The organism is Acinetobacter sp. B-6 (genome assembly GCF_056930735.1).
In genome coordinates this window covers 283,341-302,892 of sequence record NZ_JBXPBY010000001.1, presented here as the reverse complement: position 1 = coordinate 302,892, position 19,552 = coordinate 283,341, and the positions used below count along the sequence as shown (strand labels likewise).

The following is a 19,552-nucleotide window of genomic DNA, read 5'->3' as shown; positions in this document are numbered from 1 at the left end:
AAATTGCTTAGTTCTTTGTTGGACGACCAACTTTGGTGATATTCATGACAAATCGCTATGTTTTACCACTTTTGGATATTTCTTTATTGTGTAGCGCTGATCGTAATGAACGCTTGAAAGTCGCACGTGCTTTAGATCAAGCCTGTAAAGATGTTGGTTTTCTTTATCTAAAAGGTGAACAATTTAAGCCTGAATTATTTGAAAAACTCCATCAAACGGCGCAACAGTATTTTGCCCAAGATACAGCCTTAAAGATGCAGAATTATATTGGTCTATCGGAGAATCACAGTGGCTATGTGCCCATTGGGGAAGAACGTTTTGTAGAAAATACCTATGACCTCAAAGAAGCTTATGATGTGAATTATGATCACCTCAGTTTGGAAGATCGACGCCCACTGGTAGGTCCAACTCAGTGGCCTGGTGATCCTAGCTTTAAATTGCATGTTTCCAATTATTATCAACACATTAAAAAAATTGGGCAGCAAATTTTTCAAAGTTTTGCCTTAGCATTGGACTTGGATGAGCATTATTTTGATGCACATATTTCAAAAGCGCCCAGTCAACTTCGCTTGATACATTATCCATATATTGCGGATATTCAGGATAAAGAAGGTATAGGTGCGCATACGGATTATGAATGTTTTACCTTACTTCTCCCGACCGCACCTGGCTTACAAGTGCTCAATAAAGCTGGACAATGGATAGATGTACCATTGCTTGAAAATACCTTGATTATGAACATTGGCGATATGATGGAGATTTTATCCAATGGACGTTATTTAGCCACCAAACATCGGGTGAAGAAAGTGGCTGAGGAACGTTATTCTTTTCCATTCTTTTTCTCATGTGATTATGACTACATCATTCAGCCATTGATCAATCCTGAATCTGCTCACTATGCGCCATTAAAAGGTGGGGAGCATTTATTTAATCAAACAGCGCAAACATTTCAATATCTCAAAGATAAAGTCGCACGTGGTGAAATTCAACTTGAAAATGCCAGACCACTTTACTCCTTTGGTTTAAACCAAAACGAGGAGTCACAATGAATCTCATAACACTCTGTACTCAACTCAAAGTATCTGCTACTTCAACATGCCTACTCCCTGAGTATTTGTTGGGTGCTTTTCGCCGTAAAAGTATTAGCTTTGCCAATGGGCTCACTGACGAAACTACCCTGGTCTATTGGTTTCAGTCTAAATCATTCACCATCGATTTACGTTTAAAAAGCCAAAACACAACACCCGTTTTGGAGCGACAAGGCTGGGTTGGCAATACACTGTGGGATGAGCAACAGCAACTACTTTCTTGGCAAATCACCAGTAATTATCAAAATCATGTTCAATGGCCTGAACAAGCAAAACTTTATGCGATTGGCAATGCCATTTTAGAATTTTCCCCGAGCCATGCTTATGTTGAAGACTGGCGTCAGCAAGCCAAACGTGGGCTTTTTCTGGGTTTACGTTTATTTAAAATTGACAATATGGATTTAAATACAAGCTACCCTGCGGATGGTGGTTTAATTATTTGTGATCATTTTATTGCCTTTGCACGATCACGCCATCCTGAGATCCAACAACGTTTAGAAATGGAAAAATCTTTGACCGAAGCCTTTGCTCAGCAAGATTTCACTGTTCAAGATATCCAAGATTACGAAGTATCGATTAGTTTTGGACAGCAAATGATTGATCTCAGTACTGTGACGGAGCAAGTTGGCACACACATGGAACTTGATCACTTTACTCAGTTGGATGACAACACATTGGTACAGCAACGCTTTATTCAAGGACAACGTTGCCAGTTATATTTCACCATTGATACTTTTGAGCAAGATTTTTGTTTTTCCACACAGACAGCAACATCAAATGCCAGCCTTACTTGGTTTGATCAGGAACACAACCACCTTTTTCATCATGCAAAAATAAGTGTCTAGGAAGCATATTTTAACCATGTCTTTTATCTATTTAATTATTGCAATTGTGGCAGAAGTCATTGCGACCTCTGCCATGAAAGCTTCAGAAGGATTTAGTCAGCTCTTACCTTCAATCATCACGATATGTGGCTATGCTGTGGCGATTTATTTCTTATCCCTGACCATGAAAACCATTCCAGTCGGTATTACCTATGCCTTGTGGTCAGGCGCTGGCATTATTTTGGTTTCTTTGGTTGGCTTTTTTTATTATAAACAGCACTTGGATTTCGCTGCTATTCTTGGACTTTCACTAATGATTATTGGAATTTTAATTATTCATCTTTTCTCAAACAGCACAGAACTCACTTAAGTAAAGTTTATGCCTGAAATTTTGAGGCTTACTCATTTGCCTCAATCTTCTTTTTTTAATTCCTTTTTAGTCAATTTGGACTCATATAGTCAAACTGCCTGATTATTCATACAAGTGATTTGGATGATTCATTTATTTTGTACTTTTGAATCATAAACACTCTTGCTATCACGAAGCGACATGGATGTCGCCATGTTGAGCGGGGGTATTAGGATGTACCCCTCGCTCAACAGAAGATTTTTGTTACTTTTCATCTCTGAAAAGTAAAGTATCGCCTACGCAAAACAATTTAAACTCTAGAGCTAAAGCGTGGCAGTGCAAGGCTTATATCATCGAACAATATATTCATCGCTTTAATTTTATTGATCAACAGAAATGATATTCTACTGTATGAATTTTTCAACAGATTGACTATATTTAAAAAGATAATACTGAATGAACAGATTTAAATATTGTTATGCTTAATTTGATCTAAACAATTAAAAGCCCAACTGAGTTAGGCGATGATACGGATCAATATGATTAGATGAAGAAAATAACATACCTTCGACTTAATTTGAATGAATTAGCTCGATGTTCGAGATGGTATCTTTTCATCTCTGAAAACTAAGGCATCGTCTGCACTAATTGATCAAAGCTTTTCACAAAATAAGAAGCAGTGAAGCTTCTTATCTAATTATTTAAGTTTCCAGAAGGATACTGCTTAGGCTATTGGGTCTTTAGCTAATTCGCGATTGGTCATAAAGATGTCTCTCCAGACCAATCCAATTAGCGCAAATCCCCTTATGGTAACTCTTGTAATAAGGTTGGATAAATCAAACCATCTACATTTTGCTCAGTTTTATAGATGCCATTCTGTACATTAAATTTATTCACATGATAGGACGAACCATATATCGAATCAAAACCATTACCTTTGCTAAAGACTTTTTTATTGGCTGAAATATCCAGTAAATGTGTACCATTCACCATCGTTTCGTATTGTTTCGGATCGACACCTGAACGATTTGCCATAATTTTGACTGCATCTGCATGTGTAGCCGGATCGTTGATATATTTCACCGTTTTATCCCACACTTGCAGAACTTTTTTCCATTCCTCTTTATGCGCAGTTAAATGACTCATATTGACCGTTAATGTGTCATAGATTAAACCCGGTTTATCTTGCGATGTATAAATGATTTTTGATCCTGCAACGGCTTTTAATGCTTGACTGGCAACAGGCTGCCAAACTGCAATTGCTGAAATATCAGGACTTGAAAACACTTGAGGCAATTGATTGGTCGCAGAATTCACCAATTTGATTTCATTAATGGGAATTTTCTGATCTGACATCGCTGTTGCAAGCAGTAAATGGTCCACCAATCCCTTTTCAACACCAACTGATTTGCCTTTTAAATCCTGAATATGATTAATCCCCTCTTTGGCAATAATGACATCATTTCCAGCAGAATAATCTGTTGCCATAATCATCATGCCTTGCGTACCGCCTGAAGCAGTCACCAAATTATCTCCATTGGTGACAAATACCGCATCCAATTGATTTGCTGAAAAAGCTGAAAGCGATGCTGAGTAATCAAACCATTTAAAATCAACATTTAATCCCGCTTCTTTTAACCACCCCTTTTCAATCGCAACTTGCCATGCAACAAATCCCGGCCAATCACTATAACCAATAGTAATCGGTTGTGCGTTTGCTGTGGTTTGCTTATTTTCTTTGGCTTCTGGCACTTTTGCTGTGTTGTCACAACCTGATATTAAAACTGTAGTTAAAATGGATATAGATAAAAAAGATTTATGAATCATACCGAAACTCCCCCAACGTTCTCATAGTTAAATTTTGTATTTGATGGATTGAGTGACTTGATGTAGGCACGCCAACCACCAAAATGACTGATATCGACAGCCTCTTGAATTGCATAAGCTTCACAAATAAAACCTTTCACCCATGTCCCATCTTCAAGCTGTAGATTGCCAATGCCTAGTGGTGATGGAACTTCAGCGACGATTGCCCCAAAATTCGCTAAAGGAATCTCCCAAACTTCAACTTCAATCGCAGTACCATCAATATCAAATTGCAATCCCGGTTTCGGTGGAACGGTATTTTTCAAAGCAAATAACTTATAGCTTTTAGCCGTTCGGGTTTTTGCGAGCAATGTCGCTTGACGGGTTGTCAATTGAAAATTCAAAGGCATCGCTGAGAGATGCGCACCGACAACAGCAAGCTTTACCGAGTTTTGTGATTCAATTTCAAAGCTTTTTTGATAACGATATGATGACGTGCCAAGCGGAAGTTCTGTGAGTGTTTGCCATTGTTGGGCAAATTTTGCCAATGCTTGGTCATACCAAGCAGATGCAATAAAAGTCACGCCACTTGGCAGACCATCTGCACGAATGATATTGGGTAAGGCAATCGCAGCTAGATCAGCAAAATTTACAAAGTTGGTATACGCCCCCATATGTGAATTTTTATTGTGTGGGTCTGCTTCAACTTCACTGATCCGATAAATCGTCGGTGAAGTCGGTACCAACAATGCATCATAGGCTTGTAACTGAAGATTAATTTTTTGTGCTAATTCAGCCCGTTGATACTCAGCTTTAAATGTATCTGTAGCTTTAAACTGATCTGCTTGCGCAATGATTTCAGCAATCACTGGATGCGCTTGTTGCCGAGAGACTCGCGCTTCGACAGCAACCGTTCGCTCTGCAACCCAAGCGTCATTATAAAGTGCTCTCGCCAAAAGGTTGAAATCCGTAAAATCAATAGATTCAACCTCATATCCAAGTGCATGAACACGTTCTACGGCAATTTTAAATGCTTTCTCGGATTCAATATCACCATAAAACTCAAGTTGAGCAGGTATCGCAATTTTTCCTTTAGAAAATTGTGTTGCAACATTGGCAGGATGACTACGCGAATAAGCATCTGTTTTATCATTACCTTGCATCAATGTTGCAACCAGCCAAGCATCATCACTGGTCAGTGCAAAAATTGAAATCACATCCAGTGTTCTACACGCAGGCATCAAACCTGTGGTGGAAAACCATCCCTTTGTAGGTTTCAGTCCAACTATATTGTTATGACCTGCTGGAACTCGACCTGAACCTGCCGTATCTGTACCTAGACTAAAAGGTACAATTCCATTCGCTACAGCCACAGATGACCCAGAACTAGAACCACCACTGATATATTCTGGATTAAAGCTATTTTTTACTGCACCATACGGCGAACGTACTCCCACTAAACCTGTTGCAAATTGGTCAAGATTGGTTTTACCAATAACAATAGCACCCGCCTTTTTTAACTTTACAACCACCGTTGCATCTGTTGTTGCTAAATATTCAGCTTCTTTACATGCACCTGTTGTATGAAAACCAGCAACATCAATATTGTCTTTGACTGCAAAGGGCACACCATAGAGGGGTAGATCATCGCAATTTTGAGTTTTTAAATACTCAATTTGCATCTGTATTTGTGCTGAAGATGCGATTTCAATCCAAGCATGATCATCATTTTTTATGGTTTTAACATAGTCGATTAAACCATCAATATTGATTTGCTGATTTGCATACGCATTTTTCCAATCTTGGATCGTCCATAAGTCTTGCATGACCATACTCCTGATTTAATCATTTTGTAGAATCGGAGGCATCACTGCATCCATAAGTTCTAAATGCCCTTTAATCACGCCTTTGAGTGCAATAAATTGCTGACTAATTTGCTTGAGCTCTGAGCTTGCACCTTGCATCAACATCACCTGTAAGATTTTTTGCTGATCAAGTTGAATATGTAGTGAGCTGATCACTTGGGTTAAAAACTGTTGTTGTAAATCAATTAGTTGATTTCTAAGTGGCATCTGCCCTGCATCATAAAGAATGGTTAATGTCCCCACCATCACTTCATTCGCTTGAACCTGCTCTGCAATCAAATGTTTGTTGATCATGTCTACAATTGCTTGTGATCGGCTTTCATAGTGTTGATCAACAATTTTCTGGTCGAGGGCATTGAGTGTCGTTTCAGGTACAGTAATACTGATCCGAGCCAACTTTTGTTTAGGCACAGTGCTATCCTTTTGGTTTATGGACTGAGTGTGTTTGTTTGATATACAGACCAGCGCGTACACTGAATAATTCGACAAAAAATGTTTTGAGCGGATGTACTTTTTTGTCTGCTGTTTTTACATGATTCATCGCACCACTCCTATGTAAGGGTCTGATGGCCATTCGCTATTTGTAAACATAGAAGAATAGGCATCAGTATTACCAAATTAAGTTTTTGTATTACGCCCCTATAGATGCAGAAAATGTGCCAATTTCTAAGCGTGCTTTTACTGCGATTGATCAAAATTTATGACTATTTTGTGGGCAAAAAAATGCCCCATGCGCAGTGATGGGGCGAAAATATTCAAGTCGTTATATTCATCAGTCAGATTTTTTTTAAGTACGATTCAGCAATAGCATTTTATTATTTTTTAATCTAAATCTTCATTAAGCATGCCATGTGCCCAAATAGACAATGATTCTAAAACAGGCTTAAAAGAATGTCCTAAGTCGGTCATTTCATAGACTACTTTGATTGGTGCTTTTTCTCCATACACGGTTCTAGAAACCAATCCACTTTGTTCTAATTGCTTAAGTTGCAGGCTGAGTGTCATTTCAGTAATCGTTGGCATCAGTTGTTTGATTTCATTAAAGCGTTTTGCTCCATCTTTGAGATAGTAAAGAATTACACTTTTCCATTTCCCACCGACCAAATCCATTGCCATACTGATATGACATGGATAGGTTTTACCATTCATTTTTATTTCACATTTATTTTCAATAGGTTCCATCAATATCTCTAGGCTATCAACTTTGATAGTTATTGTACGCCATCCATATAAAAAATATAGTGACTATTATTTTTATAGTTAATAGGTACATATTATGGCACTGCTCATTTTGGCGCATCCCTATTACACACGGTCGATTGCAAACAAGACCATTGTCAATGAACTGACAGACAAGTATCCAGATTTAGAAGTTCGAGATATTTTCCAGCGCTACCCTGATTATCAAATTGATGTCGCAGCGGAACAGCAGGCATTACTGCGACATGAAACGGTCATTCTGCAATATCCAATGTTTTGGTTTAATATGCCCGCTATTTTAAAATTATGGTTCGATGAAGTTTTTAGCTATCAATTTGCTTATGGTTCACAAGGAGATAAATTGAAAAATAAAAAAGTTTTGCTGAGTATGACCGTTGGACAGCCAGAAAAAAATTTAATCAATGAACACGAAAATTTAATCGAAAGCTTTTTAAAATCTGTTCAGCACTCCATTCAATATAGTCAAATGAATTTAAGTGGCACTTTTCTACTCTTTGATGTGTCCCCCTTATCTGGTCACTCAGCGTCTAAAATCAAACGGGAAGCGGTCGAACACGGTGACAAAATTCTTAAACATTTACTCGCTACTTGATAAAAAGGGCATCTTAATGATGCCCTTTGTTTTAGTATTGTTCTCTCTTTAGAGGTTTTTTCAAACCACCGGTGCTAAGGTAAACAACACCTGCCCTGTTTTAACTGTCTGCCCTTTTTCGATGGTTATAGTTTCAACTTTCATTCGCTCAGGCGCGATGATTGGAATTTCAATTTTCATGGCTTCGATCACTGCAAGGGTTGCGCCTTCTTCCACAATGTCACCTGAAGCACATTCTATTTTCCAAATTGAACCGGGCATATGTGATTCAACAGCACACCCACCTTGCGGGATAATGACGGCTTCTGCATCGTCTACAGCATCCAGACTTTCAGAAACATATTCTTGTAAACCAGCAGCATGCCAACGACGACGTTCAGCTTCAAAATTGGTTTGTTGCGTGTGTTTGAATGCCTGAATACTGTCTTGATTTTCGGCTAAGAAGTCATTGTATTGTTTAAGGTTGAGCACACCCTCTTCAATTCGAAGTTGCAAACGACCTGCTTTAAAATCTTCACGCATTTTTAGCAGTTCTGACTCGGAAACTTCATAAAATTTTACCTGATCAAAAAAGCGCAATAACCATGGCTTACCCGCTTCAAAATTTGCATTTTGACGATAACGACTCCACATTTGTGTAGTTCGACCAACAAACTGATACCCACCCGGACCTTCCATTCCATAAACACACATATAGGCACCGCCGATACCCACAGCACTTTCAGGTGTCCAAGTCCGAGCAGGGTTATATTTGGTCGTGACCAAACGCTGACGTGGATCAAGTGGCGTGGCTACGGGCGCACCTAGATATACATCTCCTAAGCCCATCACCAAATAATGTGCACTATATACCACATCTTTCACTGCCTGCTTAGAAGCTAGCCCATTGATACGACGGATAAACTCGATATTATCAGGACACCAAGGTGCATCTGGACGCACAATTTGGGTATAGCGTTCAGTCGCTAACTGCGTTTGTGAATCTTCCCAAGCCAAAGGTAAATAAACTGTTCTTGAAGGAACTTGCATCTGATCAATATCAACGAGTTCAGCTTCAGCACTTTGCAATATCTTTAACAATTCCAATTGATCAACTTGAATTGAATCAAAATGGATCTGTAAAGAACGAATACCCGGTGTGAGATCAATAATCCCTTGAATATTTTGAGCTTTTACCCATTGCATCAAGGCATGAATACGGAATCTTAAATTCAAATCTAAAACCAGTTCACCATATTCAACCAATAAATAACTGTTTCCTGCGGGTCTATAGCAGACACTTGGCAACTTGCCTTGCCCCTCTATGTTCGCAAGTACAGCATTGCTTAAAGTTTCATGCTCAGGCTGAATCAGAGGATGGAAATCAACAGTGGTCGTGTCTGTAGCGATTAAACTTTGATGATATTTTTGGTCGAGACTTTTTGCCTGCGCATAACCTACAGGTATAAATTTGACTTTATCTCCTGCCTTCAACTGCCCAATTTTCCAAAGTTCAGAATGAATTACTACTGCGGGACATACAAATCCGCCTAAACTTGGACCATCAGGTCCCAAGATAATTGGCATATCTCCAGTGAAGTCTATTGCACCAATTGCATAGGCGTTATCATGGATATTGGAAGGATGTAAGCCAGCCTCACCTCCGTCTTCACGTGCCCAATCAGGCTTTGGTCCAATCAAACGAACCCCTGTACGGCTGGAGTTATAATGAATTTCAAAGGTATTGGTAAAAAACTGATCGATGTCTTTTGTAGTAAAGAAATCAGGAGCTCCATGCGGACCATACATCACAGCGATTTCCCAAATTCGGCTAAAGCTTGGAATTTGATCTTTGGCTAAACGCTTACTGTCTTCAGAACAATACTCAGTGATTGGAAGCATATCTCCAATCAATAAATTACGACCTGCATGTCCACCAAATTGACCTAAGGTAAAGGTTGCTTTTGAGCCTAAGTATTCTGGAACGTCAAATCCGCCTTTAATCCCAATATAACTACGGCAACCTGTGCTGATTGCGCCACACTTTAAGACTTGAGATTTTTTAACATTGATTGTTTGCCACATCGGTAGAGCGATACCATCAAGTGTGACCGCCATCTCTCCACCCGTGATGACAATTTGACTATCACAATGGAACTTTAAAGTTGGACCTTGTAAAGTACATTCTAGTCCTGCCGTGTTGTATGGATTTGCTAAAAGTTGATTGGCAACATTTAAGCTTAAAGGGTCAATTGCACCTGACGGTGGTACACCAACATCCCAGTACCCTAAACGACCAGTGATGTCTTGAATCGAAGTTTGAATACCTGATTGTAAAACTTCAATTTTTTGAGTTTTCCATACGAAAGTATTTAAAAAACGCGTGGTTTGCGCTCCTGATTGAAACACTTCGCCTGCAATAATATTCTGCAAATACTCCAAATTGGTTTCAATACCTGCAATTTGAGTTACTGCAAGACTGGCTTGCATGGCGTGTATTGCTGAGTTTCGATCTGCTGCTGTGACAATAATTTTGGCCAGCATCGGATCATAAAATGAAGAAACATGAGAACCGGTTTCGACCCATGTTTCGACCCGCGCCTGCGAATCAAATTGCACATACGTCAATAATCCTGCACTGGGCTGAAATTGCTTAATCGGGTCTTCAGCATATAAACGTACTTGGATCGAATGCCCTTTCGGGACTAATTTTTCTTGTGGAGCAGACCAGTCACCACTGGCTAAAGTCACCATCCACTCAACCAGATCAACACCATAAACTTGTTCAGTCACCCCATGTTCGACTTGTAAACGCGTATTCACTTCCAAGAAATAGAATTGCTCTGTTTCCGTGTCCATGACAAATTCAACAGTCCCTGCCGAACGATAATTGACTGATTGCATCAATTGAGTTGCAATTTTTTGAATGTATTCACGCTGTTCAGCATTTAAAAGAGGTGCTGGCGTTTCCTCGATGACTTTCTGATTACGGCGTTGTACAGAACAATCACGCTCTCCCAAAGCCAATACCTGTCCTGTACCATCACCAAAAATTTGTACTTCAATATGCCGAGCATGCTCCACAAACTTTTCTAAATACACACCTGCATCTTTAAAGTTTGCTTGAGCGAGATAAGAGACAGTTTGATAGGCATCTCTGAGCTCAGCTTCATTCCAAACCAAACGCATCCCAATACCGCCACCACCAGCGGTGCTTTTCAGCATGACTGGATAACCGATCCGTGTAGCTTCAGTAATGGCTTCGTTTTCATTAGCCAGCAAAGCACTTCCCGGCAATAACGGGACTTGGCTTTGAATTGCAAGTTCACGTGCAGTATGTTTTAAACCAAAATCCAGCATTTGACTGGATGTTGGACCAATAAAAGCAATCCCCTGATTTTCACAAAGATCACAAAACTCCGCATTTTCAGATAAAAATCCATATCCCGGATGAATTGCCTCAGCGCCAGTTTGTTTTGCAACTTCCAGTATTTTTTCAATATTCAAATAACTCTGTTGCGCAGGCGCTGCACCAATACAAAATGCTTCATCTGCCAAGGTCACATGTAAAGAATCTTGATCGGCTTCTGAGTAAACAGCAACGGAAGCGATGCCTAATTTTTTCAGTGTGCGTATGACACGGCAAGCAATTGCACCACGGTTGGCAATGAGAACTTTTTTAAACATAATTAAGCCTCCGTACCAGTATGAACAATCAATTGAATTTTGGTTGGGTTATAGCCATTACATGGATTGTTTAATTGGGGGCAATTCGAAATCAATATAATCAAATCCATTTCTGCTTTGATTTCAACATATTTTCCTGCTGCCGAAATACCATCAGCAAAGGTCAAATGACCTTTAGAGCTCACAGGGACATTCATAAAGAAATTAATATTTGGACCAATATGTCGAACATTAAGTTGGTGTTTTTGTGCAATTGGATGTTTCGCCAATGCATACATAAAGTTATTACGGCAACTGTGCATTGGATAAGTCTCATGTGCATAACGTACAGTATTACTTTCACATGAACATGCACCGCCCAAGGTATCATGTCGACCGCAGTTATCATCATGAATCACGCCAATCGCACGACCATGATTGCTATATAAAGTGGTACCTTTTTCTAAATATATATGTTGATTGATGCTCAAAGTGTCCGTCGCACTATAACGTTCAGCTGGGTTTTCTGCAGATATGAACAAAGTATCGACTGCTTGATTGCCTTCCAAATCAACAATGCGAAAATACTGTCCTTTTTTAATTTCGCCCATCCATGCCTCACCTGCAAGGCATACGTCATCAACAAGTACTTGGTCGAACACACGATGCTCGATTGAACTGAATATGGTCATGATCGTTGCCCTCTTTATGCGTTAATGTTATGTGATGAATGGCGTGCAAAATAACGATCATTGTTGTTAAATGCGCGTTGATTTTGTGGACAAGAATCCCGACAAATATCATGTTCTGACAAAGGCAAAGCAGTAAAAAGACTTAAAGCAATAGCTGCTGGAGCATAATCCGCAGAATGATCTAAAGCATGTGGTGCAGCGGATAAAAACACCCAACTATCCATTTCAAATCGGAGCTGAATGATTTGATCCTGATTATCCGAAGCAACATAACTCAATGCACCTGTTTGATCTGGACTGACTTTTGAAAATAAGTTAATCGTGGCACTTAAATCAATTTGCCCCAAAGAATACTTACTCATTTCAATCAGCAAACCATCTAAACCATTTTGATACATCTGATTTCGGGCATCTTGAAAGCTTTTCGTTCCAAAAGTGCGCTGAATTTGTTCAGGTCGACTTGCACCACATAAAACATCATTCCAGCCATGATCATCACGAACAATTGATGCCATGACTCGTCCCAAATCAGAATATAAAACATGACCTTGTGTTAAATATGCAGTATGTTGCCCTTTTAGGCTGTCAGGCATATTGAAGCGTTCAAGTCTGTCATTCGCATTGACACAGAACAAAGACACATTGGCATTTTTAGCTAAAGCTTTAAATTGCAGTACAGTTCCTTTGGGAATACGACCTGACCAGTGATGCCCACCCGGTAATTTTTCAGACCAAATCTCATTCTGATCATGATAATGTGTCGTGTTCATAGCCACTCCTGTTCGGATAGTTGATTGACTTCCTCCCGGGCTTTTATCCCTCCGTGTAGTTCTTGCGAACCGCGAACTCTCGGTCCAGACATATTTGTATGGTACAAATATCGGAACCCTAGATCACTTTTTATAGGGCTAAGGAATGCAAAGGCTATGCCAATTCAGTATTACGATTTTCAGCTTTTGTCATACTTATTTTGAGCAATATGGGTGCGTTTTAGGCTTATTTTAAAAATGAAGCGCCATTTATGATCAAAAATCGTTTTATTTAGATGGATAGATACGAAAGGTAAAGCCATAAAAAAGCATTCGCTCATGACTTTACTGAATCAAAAAAGTGAAAGACAAGATTTAGCGACTTAGCCTATCTAGTTTTATTTCTCTGCTTCTGCCTGGGCGATTGTCAGCCTTAGGGCGAGTATCAAAACGTGTGGGAAACAATGCCATTCTTTCGTTCATTGATATGAAAACATCAATGAAATGAATTCATTAAATGTAAATGAAAGCCACCACTACTTTTATATTTAGAAGTTTTTTCATCAAAAATTTAACTTACTATTCAACTAAAATTTTATTTTTCAGGACTTTTTATTATAGAATTTGCTATTTCTATCAATTCATTTTCGCTTAAATTATAAGCATTTATCTGGTAATAATTTCTATCACTAACAAAAGTTAATTTCTGCAGCATTTCTGATGGTAATTTTTCATAAATAGCAGGAGTATCATTAGCAAGTGAACTATTTAGAGCCTCTTTAACCAACTGTTGAGTTGATTTTTCTGGTTTTAAATGAATTTGCTCTATTTCAACCTTACTTTTATTATTTTCATAAAGTTTATATATCCCACTCCATCCCTCATTCTGGTTATAGGATCCAAAATTTTGAGCACCTGTCAATTGCAGACCGTATTGTTCTAAAATCTTATTCGGCGTGCTTTTAAACCCATCAAGGTCTTTTACCATTTCATCTAAAGTTTTGTCTCTTAAGTTTTCTCTGACTTTTTCTAAATCACTAAACTCATTAGTTTTCACGCCACCACTGAGACTTCCCTTTTCATTTAAATTTTTTAATGCTTGTTTGATAGATGCTCTGGTAATCTCATCCAATTCATTTAAAGATGTATAAATAACTCCGTTGACTAGCCCTTCTTTCATGATTTTGTCGAACTTGTCTTCGGTCATATTCAAAGCTATTTTTTTGTTAAGCTCAGGATTTAGGTTTTTACCACTAGCCCAATCATCATTTTTCCCAGAAACTTGTGATACATCTTGATTTTTTTCATTTTGACTCACTGTTCCTTTTGTTGAAAGGTACATATATCCTATGAGAAAAATCAAAAATCCCAATATAACAACGAGTAATTTAACTATACGCATAATGCCATGACCATCCTTGTGATAAATTACAATTTGTTGCTGAGGTATTACTGCTGTATATACTCTTAATCACCCTTTAAGGCTTTGAAAAATATTCATAAATTTTATTTACATTACTTCTAAAGCTTGTCTTTAAAATTGAATCTGTTGTTCTTCGATAATTTGCAATAATTGCTCTTCTACTTCGATCATCATCTCTTAGCCTATTGATTATAAATCCATTCTGCCATTCTCCAGTGACTTTATAAGGTCGTTGAACCTTATACGAGATCGTTTACATACAATAGTCGACAAAGTCCCCCTTATTTTTTAGATGATCTAATCTTGCTTGTTTCACTGTGATGAAGATATTTATTTCGCAATACTTGCTTTCCCTCCATAAACCTAAGCACGGCAATGACCATATTGAATATAATTGCTGATAAAATCAGTCCAATATGCAAAATTTCCAATTTCATTTTCGACATATTGGATTTATGCTTGGGTGGCTCACAGTATTCTAAAATTGCTTTAAGTGGCTTAATTTAGACAATAGCAAGGTTGCTACTGTCTTAACAATCACTCGATTTGCTTTAAGCCGTTTTAAATGTCCGAAAAATTATCTTGTCTAATAATAACTTGCTCTTTTCTTGGAAAATTTATCCAGTTGTTTAAGAAAACCATCAAAATAATCTTTTTCTTTTTCTTCAATACGATAGCCTGCATATAAAGTCCGGCGTAAACCTTCAGGTGCAACGCAGTCGAGACGTCGAGATACCACCCAACCTTTTTGCTCATATTCATTTACCACCCAATCTGGCAAAGCAGCAATACCATGACCACTGGCAACCAACTGGATCAACATTTGAGTCAGATCTGTAGTACGAATATGTTTGGGCTGAATATTGGCAGGAATAAATAGTCTAGACATAATATCAAGACGATGCTTATCTACAGGATAGGTTACCAAAGTTTCTTCTGCTAATTCCTGAACCGTAATTTCCTTCATACGCACCAGAGGATGGGTCTGAGATAAAACCAAACGTGATTCATATTCAAAAATTGGGAAATATTCGATGCCTTTCAGTGCGATCGGATCAGCAGTAATTAACAGGTCAAACTCACCTGTTTGCAATAATTCATGTGGATTTGCTTCAAAGCCAGAAGCAAAGTCTAAGTCTACATCGGGATATTGTTGACGGTATTGATTTAACAACGGCATTAACCAGTCAAAACAACTGTGACACTCAGAAGAAAAAACAATTCGTCCAGTTTGTCCGTGTACGATACGGGTAATATCAGATTGAGTAATTTGTACTTGAGGCAAAATATCATCTGCCAATTTCAACAACCTCTGTCCTACATTGGAAAAACTGACAGGTCGTGAACGACGGTTAACTACTTCTACACCAAACCATTGATCCAGCTCTCGGAGTTGATGCGACAATGCCGATGGGGTCAAACACAGATCTCCTGCGGCTGCCACTAATGAGCCATGCTCACGAAGAGCAGTCAGTGTTTTTAGATGTCGAAGTTCTAACATTCAGTCTTTACCAGATGAGTTTGTGACGCAAATCATTGCCTATAGCATAACTGATTCACTAAAGTTATGTTTAATTATTTTCACCTATTGATCAATATAATTATTTTTTTTCACCTTAATATACAATGAAATAATCTGCTACGATATTGTATTTAGCTTTTAAAGTACATCAACTTTAAAATAAACCTCTGATATAACAATTAAAATCCTCAATAAAAAAGGATTTAATATAAAATCATTCAGCTTAACATGAAAACATTTCACCTAATCGCAATCCCATATCAGATAAAAACTTTTACAATACTCAATTCATCACTTTTTATATTGTTCAACATGACGCTGGAACGAAAAAAACTCGAATTACCTCAAGGACACGATAAATTGTTGCTTCATTCATGCTGTGCGCCGTGTTCAGGTGAGGTGATGGAAACCTTAATTGAATCAGAAATTGATTTTTCGATCTTTTTTTATAACCCCAATATTCATCCTGTAAAAGAATATTTAATCAGAAAAGAAGAAAATATTCGTTTTGCCGAGAAGCACAATATTGAATTTATCGACTGCGATTACGATACCGACAATTGGTTTGCCCGTGCCAAAGGCATGGAAAACGAACCTGAAAAAGGTATTCGCTGTACCATGTGTTTCGATATGCGTTTCGAACGAACAGCCCTATATGCCTATGAACATGGTTTTCGCTTAATCAGTAGTTCCTTGGGTATATCTCGTTGGAAAGACATGCAACAGATCAATGGCTGTGGAATCCGAGCAGCAGCACATTATCCTGAAATTGAATATTGGGATTATAACTGGCGCAAAAATGGTGGTGCGCATCGTATGATTGAAATCAGTAAACGGGAAGAATTTTACCAGCAGGAATACTGTGGCTGTGTGTATTCATTACGTGATACCAATCGCTGGCGTATGAAAAATGGTCGTGATCGAATTAAATTAGGTGAAAAATTTTATAGTAATGCTATGGATGAAGAGCACTAAATTTAGCTACTCTGCCTTATACCAATTTTTCCAAGAGCTGGTTCCTCGTACCTCGATCGGTACGGTTGGAATCAGTTGTTCTTTTAACAGTTGAATTTGATCCACATCATGCGCTAAACGGGATTTAACCGAATGGATGCATTCCCTGTCGCCAAACTCACAGCGATCTAAATCGGTACCGCCACATGGACCATTGGCTAATCCTTTGGGGCAAGTTTCTGGGCAAATATATAAAGTTTCAGCCAAACGACATTGACCACAGCTTTCACAGCCCAGCAAATAATGCTTACTTAAATATTCAGTCTGTAAGAGTACTTTGGCAGCAGCTTTTCTGTTCCAAAAGCTGGCATTAAAAATAAAAGTACCAATCCCTTTCACAAAGTTAGACTGAAACATGGCACGATGAATCAGGTCTAAAAACTGATATTTCACCTTGTTGTTCAATGCTGACTTTATCCGTTTAACTGCCACTTTTGGGCGAAGTTGTTCACCCTCTGCCAGCTGCCACAATTGATTCCAGAGTATCTCGCATTGAGACAAATTCAGGTCGCGATATTGTTCAATATACTGTTCTAACAGCATTTGCTCATCAGCTTTATGACATGCTGAAAGGTGTACACCGGCATAACCCAAATGTTGGCAAATCAAAATTTGTAAAGCACAGCGCTTATACACATTTTCTGGGCATTGATTGACTTGATCCTGTGCTAAAACCTCTAGCATATGCGGGGTAATCACGATACCGGCAACTTTATGCTTCACCATAAATTGTGCTCGCGCTAAAGTCAGTGGCATGACACAAGCGAGCGTTTTTTGGATATATTTTTCTTGGGCTAAAAAAGTTTGCAGTTGTTTTAAAGCAGACAAATCAAAACCCAATTGAGTAATGATGTAATCTGCACCTGCATTTAATTTCTTATGTAGTTTTAAATACTGTGCTTGTTGTTCAGCTGGCGTATATTTAAAGGGATTAAAAGCCACACCAATATGGAAACCGCCATATTGATGAGCAGCCATAACCGCATTGACCGATTCTAAATAGCGGGTTCTGGCATGTTGCCCCTGTCCATCATGGTGTTGTTTAAGCTTATCACCTGTCAGTAACAAGATATCTCGTAATCCGACTGAATCTGCTTGCTTTAAAAATAATTTAAAATCATCAATGTCTCTCCCCTTACCTGCATAATGTAAAACCTTCTCGATATGATCTGGATATGCTTGTGCAGCGATCAAAGGGGCAATATCCTCATCAGTACGCACACGATCAGACAAAGTCATACAGGCTGGAAAACCTGCCAAACTTTCCCTGACAGGCAGTACCTGTTTTTTTGTAGGGAGATACTCTACTAAGCAACAAAATTGATTTTGCGCAAAATACTGGGAAAGCTTAGACATAAAATACAAATGTAAAAAGACAAACAACAAAAAATTAAGTCAGAATTATAGAATGTTTTGCATCAAATTACTGTGCTTAGACACAATTTTATCTGGCATGCAGCCTTTCGAATGACCTGTTTATAAATTGAAAGGGACCATACTAAAAATTTCGGATCAGACTCTTTGTAAAATTTTAGTTTTTTATACGTTCTGCTAAGACTTGTTTAAGTACATTAGTTCCGTTGATTACAGAGGGAAAACCTGAATAAACTGACATCAAAAGCATAATTTCCTTGATTTCCGTTTCACTTAATCCAATATTCAACCCTGCATGGATATGGAATTTGAGTTGGGGTTGTGCTGTTCCTAATGCAGTTAATGCCGCAATCGTCGCAATTTGTCGGTATTGCTTGCTTAAATTATCTCTTGCGTAAATATCGGCATATCCATACTCAAGGATAAACTTGAGCAATTCGGGAGAGAATTCAGCATATGCTGTTTTTAGCCGATCTACTTGCTGACTGTCCAACTGTGATAATTCATCTTCACCTAATTTTAATCGATCAACATGATTAATTTTACTCGCTGTTTTACCTATTTCATCATGGATGCCCTGCTTTTTTCTTTCTACTAAAACATCTTTGAGTATATTCATTGCATTGATGCTACTTGGAAAACCTGAATATCCAGACATTTGTAAAATGACTTCCTTAAGTTCATTGATGCTAGTTCCTGTATTTAATGCCCCGTTGATGTGAACTTTTAATTGTGGTTGCGCATTACCCATTGCCGTCAACGCAGCAACAACCGCGATTTCTTTAGACTTTAGGTCAAGCCCAGTTCTTGAATAAACATCACCAAATGCGTATTCAATAATGTATGTGCCTAGATCAGGCGAGACATCTTTTAGACTTTGAATGACTTTTTCACCTGCTTCGCCATCAATTTCTTTGAGTTTTTCCCAACCTCTTTCATATCGACTTAATTGCATTTCGCTTTTAACAGGGCGGCTAAAATCAGGCAGTGTACTCTTCTGCATAATCTTTTCTCCTTTGATTTGATGATTGAATGGGTGCATCGATAGACGACCATCGGTGTTTATATTGATTTCATTTATCGCTTGCACAGATGGAGCCAATGCTATTCCGATAAAATAAACGGTCAAAATGACTGCATGTTTAAAGCACATCTTTTTCTCTTTGCTGTGTTTATAAAGCTGTGTTTATTAATTTGCTATGTAAATCAATAAGAATATTTTTCTGACCAATAAAGTCAGATGGATATAAAGTTAAATAGTCATGCTGAATTCTCAATGCTAATTTTTTATATGGCGACTTTTATAAGCTTGCATCAAGATGTCTTATCAATGGATTAAATTAACACAGAAATATAAATATTATTAAAATATAAGTGTAGAGATTCTT

17 protein-coding genes and 1 riboswitch are annotated in these 19,552 nt (G+C 38.3%); of the genes, 5 read left to right on the top strand and 12 right to left on the bottom strand.

The genetic code is table 11. The features are described from left to right. Positions 1–44: 44 nt before the first annotated feature. From AC1Z3T_RS01320 to AC1Z3T_RS01310, 3 genes are read left to right on the top strand one after another with little or no spacing between them, the layout of a single operon-like run. Positions 45–1,049 (top strand): isopenicillin N synthase family dioxygenase, encoded by a 1,005-nt coding sequence (locus AC1Z3T_RS01320; protein ID WP_174761447.1) that lies wholly within the window; start codon positions 45–47, stop codon positions 1,047–1,049. Beyond that, positions 1,046–1,933 (top strand): hypothetical protein, encoded by an 888-nt coding sequence (locus tag AC1Z3T_RS01315; RefSeq protein WP_100885558.1) that lies wholly within the window; start codon positions 1,046–1,048, stop codon positions 1,931–1,933. The genes AC1Z3T_RS01320 and AC1Z3T_RS01315 overlap by 4 nt, the downstream gene beginning before the upstream one ends. 16 nt (positions 1,934–1,949) lie before the next feature. Continuing rightward, a complete protein-coding gene (locus tag AC1Z3T_RS01310; RefSeq protein WP_100885559.1) occupies positions 1,950–2,282 on the top strand; it encodes a DMT family transporter in 333 nt (110 codons plus the stop codon). 783 nt (positions 2,283–3,065) lie between these two features. Here the strand turns inward: AC1Z3T_RS01310 and AC1Z3T_RS01305 are convergent. From AC1Z3T_RS01305 to AC1Z3T_RS01285, 5 genes are all read right to left on the bottom strand, one after another. After that, positions 3,066–4,088: an ABC transporter substrate-binding protein gene (locus AC1Z3T_RS01305; protein ID WP_100885560.1), complete on the bottom strand. Its 1,023-nt coding sequence runs from the start codon at positions 4,086–4,088 to the stop codon at positions 3,066–3,068. Next, positions 4,085–5,899 (bottom strand): allophanate hydrolase, encoded by a 1,815-nt coding sequence (gene atzF, locus AC1Z3T_RS01300; protein ID WP_171266133.1) that lies wholly within the window; start codon positions 5,897–5,899, stop codon positions 4,085–4,087. Before atzF ends, AC1Z3T_RS01305 begins: the two co-directional genes overlap by 4 nt. A gap of 9 nt (positions 5,900–5,908) precedes the next feature. Then, positions 5,909–6,343 (bottom strand): CopG family ribbon-helix-helix protein, encoded by a 435-nt coding sequence (locus tag AC1Z3T_RS01295; protein WP_042085901.1) that lies wholly within the window; start codon positions 6,341–6,343, stop codon positions 5,909–5,911. 4 nt (positions 6,344–6,347) lie between these two features. Next, positions 6,348–6,473: a hypothetical protein gene (locus tag AC1Z3T_RS01290; protein WP_004828958.1), complete on the bottom strand. Its 126-nt coding sequence runs from the start codon at positions 6,471–6,473 to the stop codon at positions 6,348–6,350. 281 nt (positions 6,474–6,754) lie between these two features. Continuing rightward, positions 6,755–7,114, bottom strand: a complete 360-nt coding sequence (locus AC1Z3T_RS01285; protein ID WP_009587107.1) for a winged helix-turn-helix transcriptional regulator — start codon at positions 7,112–7,114, stop codon at positions 6,755–6,757. A 94-nt stretch (positions 7,115–7,208) separates the two neighbouring features. Between AC1Z3T_RS01285 and AC1Z3T_RS01280 the strand changes: the two genes are divergently transcribed. Further along, positions 7,209–7,745: an NAD(P)H-dependent oxidoreductase gene (locus AC1Z3T_RS01280; protein WP_100885562.1), complete on the top strand. Its 537-nt coding sequence runs from the start codon at positions 7,209–7,211 to the stop codon at positions 7,743–7,745. A 60-nt stretch (positions 7,746–7,805) separates the two neighbouring features. Here AC1Z3T_RS01280 and uca read toward each other — a convergent pair whose 3' ends face one another. The 5 genes from uca to AC1Z3T_RS01255 form a co-directional block, all read right to left on the bottom strand. Next, positions 7,806–11,411 carry an urea carboxylase gene (uca, locus tag AC1Z3T_RS01275; protein ID WP_100885563.1) on the bottom strand — a complete coding sequence of 1,202 codons (3,606 nt, stop codon included), beginning with the start codon at positions 11,409–11,411 and terminating at the stop codon, positions 7,806–7,808. Positions 11,412–11,413: 2 nt separating this feature from the next. Next, positions 11,414–12,082 carry an urea amidolyase associated protein UAAP2 gene (locus AC1Z3T_RS01270; protein ID WP_046761489.1) on the bottom strand — a complete coding sequence of 223 codons (669 nt, stop codon included), beginning with the start codon at positions 12,080–12,082 and terminating at the stop codon, positions 11,414–11,416. 14 nt (positions 12,083–12,096) lie between these two features. Beyond that, on the bottom strand, positions 12,097–12,852 hold the full coding sequence (locus AC1Z3T_RS01265) for an urea amidolyase associated protein UAAP1 (RefSeq protein WP_100885564.1): 756 nt from the start codon (positions 12,850–12,852) through the stop codon (positions 12,097–12,099). A gap of 30 nt (positions 12,853–12,882) precedes the next feature. Next, positions 12,883–12,985, bottom strand: a riboswitch (guanidine-I (ykkC/yxkD leader). A 441-nt stretch (positions 12,986–13,426) separates the two neighbouring features. After that, on the bottom strand, positions 13,427–14,233 hold the full coding sequence (locus AC1Z3T_RS01260; RefSeq protein ID WP_100885565.1) for a hypothetical protein: 807 nt from the start codon (positions 14,231–14,233) through the stop codon (positions 13,427–13,429). Positions 14,234–14,840: 607 nt separating this feature from the next. Continuing rightward, entirely contained in the window at positions 14,841–15,755 is a 915-nt protein-coding gene (locus AC1Z3T_RS01255; protein ID WP_004828965.1) for a LysR family transcriptional regulator, read from the bottom strand. 333 nt (positions 15,756–16,088) lie between these two features. On the opposite strand from AC1Z3T_RS01255, the gene AC1Z3T_RS01250 reads away from it, so the two are divergent. After that, positions 16,089–16,751: an epoxyqueuosine reductase QueH gene (locus AC1Z3T_RS01250; RefSeq protein ID WP_100885566.1), complete on the top strand. Its 663-nt coding sequence runs from the start codon at positions 16,089–16,091 to the stop codon at positions 16,749–16,751. A 6-nt stretch (positions 16,752–16,757) separates the two neighbouring features. On the opposite strand, the gene AC1Z3T_RS01245 is transcribed toward AC1Z3T_RS01250, so the two are convergent. Continuing rightward, positions 16,758–18,146 carry a methylenetetrahydrofolate reductase C-terminal domain-containing protein gene (locus tag AC1Z3T_RS01245; protein WP_100885567.1) on the bottom strand — a complete coding sequence of 463 codons (1,389 nt, stop codon included), beginning with the start codon at positions 18,144–18,146 and terminating at the stop codon, positions 16,758–16,760. Positions 18,147–18,321: 175 nt separating this feature from the next. Next, positions 18,322–19,317 carry a carboxymuconolactone decarboxylase family protein gene (locus AC1Z3T_RS01240; RefSeq protein ID WP_483396439.1) on the bottom strand — a complete coding sequence of 332 codons (996 nt, stop codon included), beginning with the start codon at positions 19,315–19,317 and terminating at the stop codon, positions 18,322–18,324. Positions 19,318–19,552 lie beyond the last annotated feature (235 nt).

What these genes read in the sequence shown, in the direction of transcription:
- AC1Z3T_RS01260 (WP_100885565.1), bottom strand. Translation starts at nt 14,233, where the DNA reads ATGCGTATAGTTAAATTACTCGTTGTTATATTGGGATTTTTGATTTTT.
- AC1Z3T_RS01305 (WP_100885560.1), bottom strand. Translation starts at nt 4,088, where the DNA reads ATGATTCATAAATCTTTTTTATCTATATCCATTTTAACTACAGTTTTA.
- AC1Z3T_RS01265 (WP_100885564.1), bottom strand. Translation starts at nt 12,852, where the DNA reads ATGAACACGACACATTATCATGATCAGAATGAGATTTGGTCTGAAAAA.
- uca (WP_100885563.1), bottom strand. Translation starts at nt 11,411, where the DNA reads ATGTTTAAAAAAGTTCTCATTGCCAACCGTGGTGCAATTGCTTGCCGT.
- AC1Z3T_RS01315 (WP_100885558.1), top strand. Translation starts at nt 1,046, where the DNA reads ATGAATCTCATAACACTCTGTACTCAACTCAAAGTATCTGCTACTTCA.
- AC1Z3T_RS01285 (WP_009587107.1), bottom strand. Translation starts at nt 7,114, where the DNA reads ATGGAACCTATTGAAAATAAATGTGAAATAAAAATGAATGGTAAAACC.
- AC1Z3T_RS01245 (WP_100885567.1), bottom strand. Translation starts at nt 18,146, where the DNA reads ATGTCTAAGCTTTCCCAGTATTTTGCGCAAAATCAATTTTGTTGCTTA.
- AC1Z3T_RS01310 (WP_100885559.1), top strand. Translation starts at nt 1,950, where the DNA reads ATGTCTTTTATCTATTTAATTATTGCAATTGTGGCAGAAGTCATTGCG.
- AC1Z3T_RS01240 (WP_483396439.1), bottom strand. Translation starts at nt 19,317, where the DNA reads ATGTGCTTTAAACATGCAGTCATTTTGACCGTTTATTTTATCGGAATA.
- atzF (WP_171266133.1), bottom strand. Translation starts at nt 5,899, where the DNA reads ATGGTCATGCAAGACTTATGGACGATCCAAGATTGGAAAAATGCGTAT.
- AC1Z3T_RS01255 (WP_004828965.1), bottom strand. Translation starts at nt 15,755, where the DNA reads ATGTTAGAACTTCGACATCTAAAAACACTGACTGCTCTTCGTGAGCAT.
- AC1Z3T_RS01290 (WP_004828958.1), bottom strand. Translation starts at nt 6,473, where the DNA reads ATGAATCATGTAAAAACAGCAGACAAAAAAGTACATCCGCTCAAAACA.
- AC1Z3T_RS01270 (WP_046761489.1), bottom strand. Translation starts at nt 12,082, where the DNA reads ATGACCATATTCAGTTCAATCGAGCATCGTGTGTTCGACCAAGTACTT.
- AC1Z3T_RS01250 (WP_100885566.1), top strand. Translation starts at nt 16,089, where the DNA reads ATGACGCTGGAACGAAAAAAACTCGAATTACCTCAAGGACACGATAAA.
- AC1Z3T_RS01320 (WP_174761447.1), top strand. Translation starts at nt 45, where the DNA reads ATGACAAATCGCTATGTTTTACCACTTTTGGATATTTCTTTATTGTGT.
- AC1Z3T_RS01280 (WP_100885562.1), top strand. Translation starts at nt 7,209, where the DNA reads ATGGCACTGCTCATTTTGGCGCATCCCTATTACACACGGTCGATTGCA.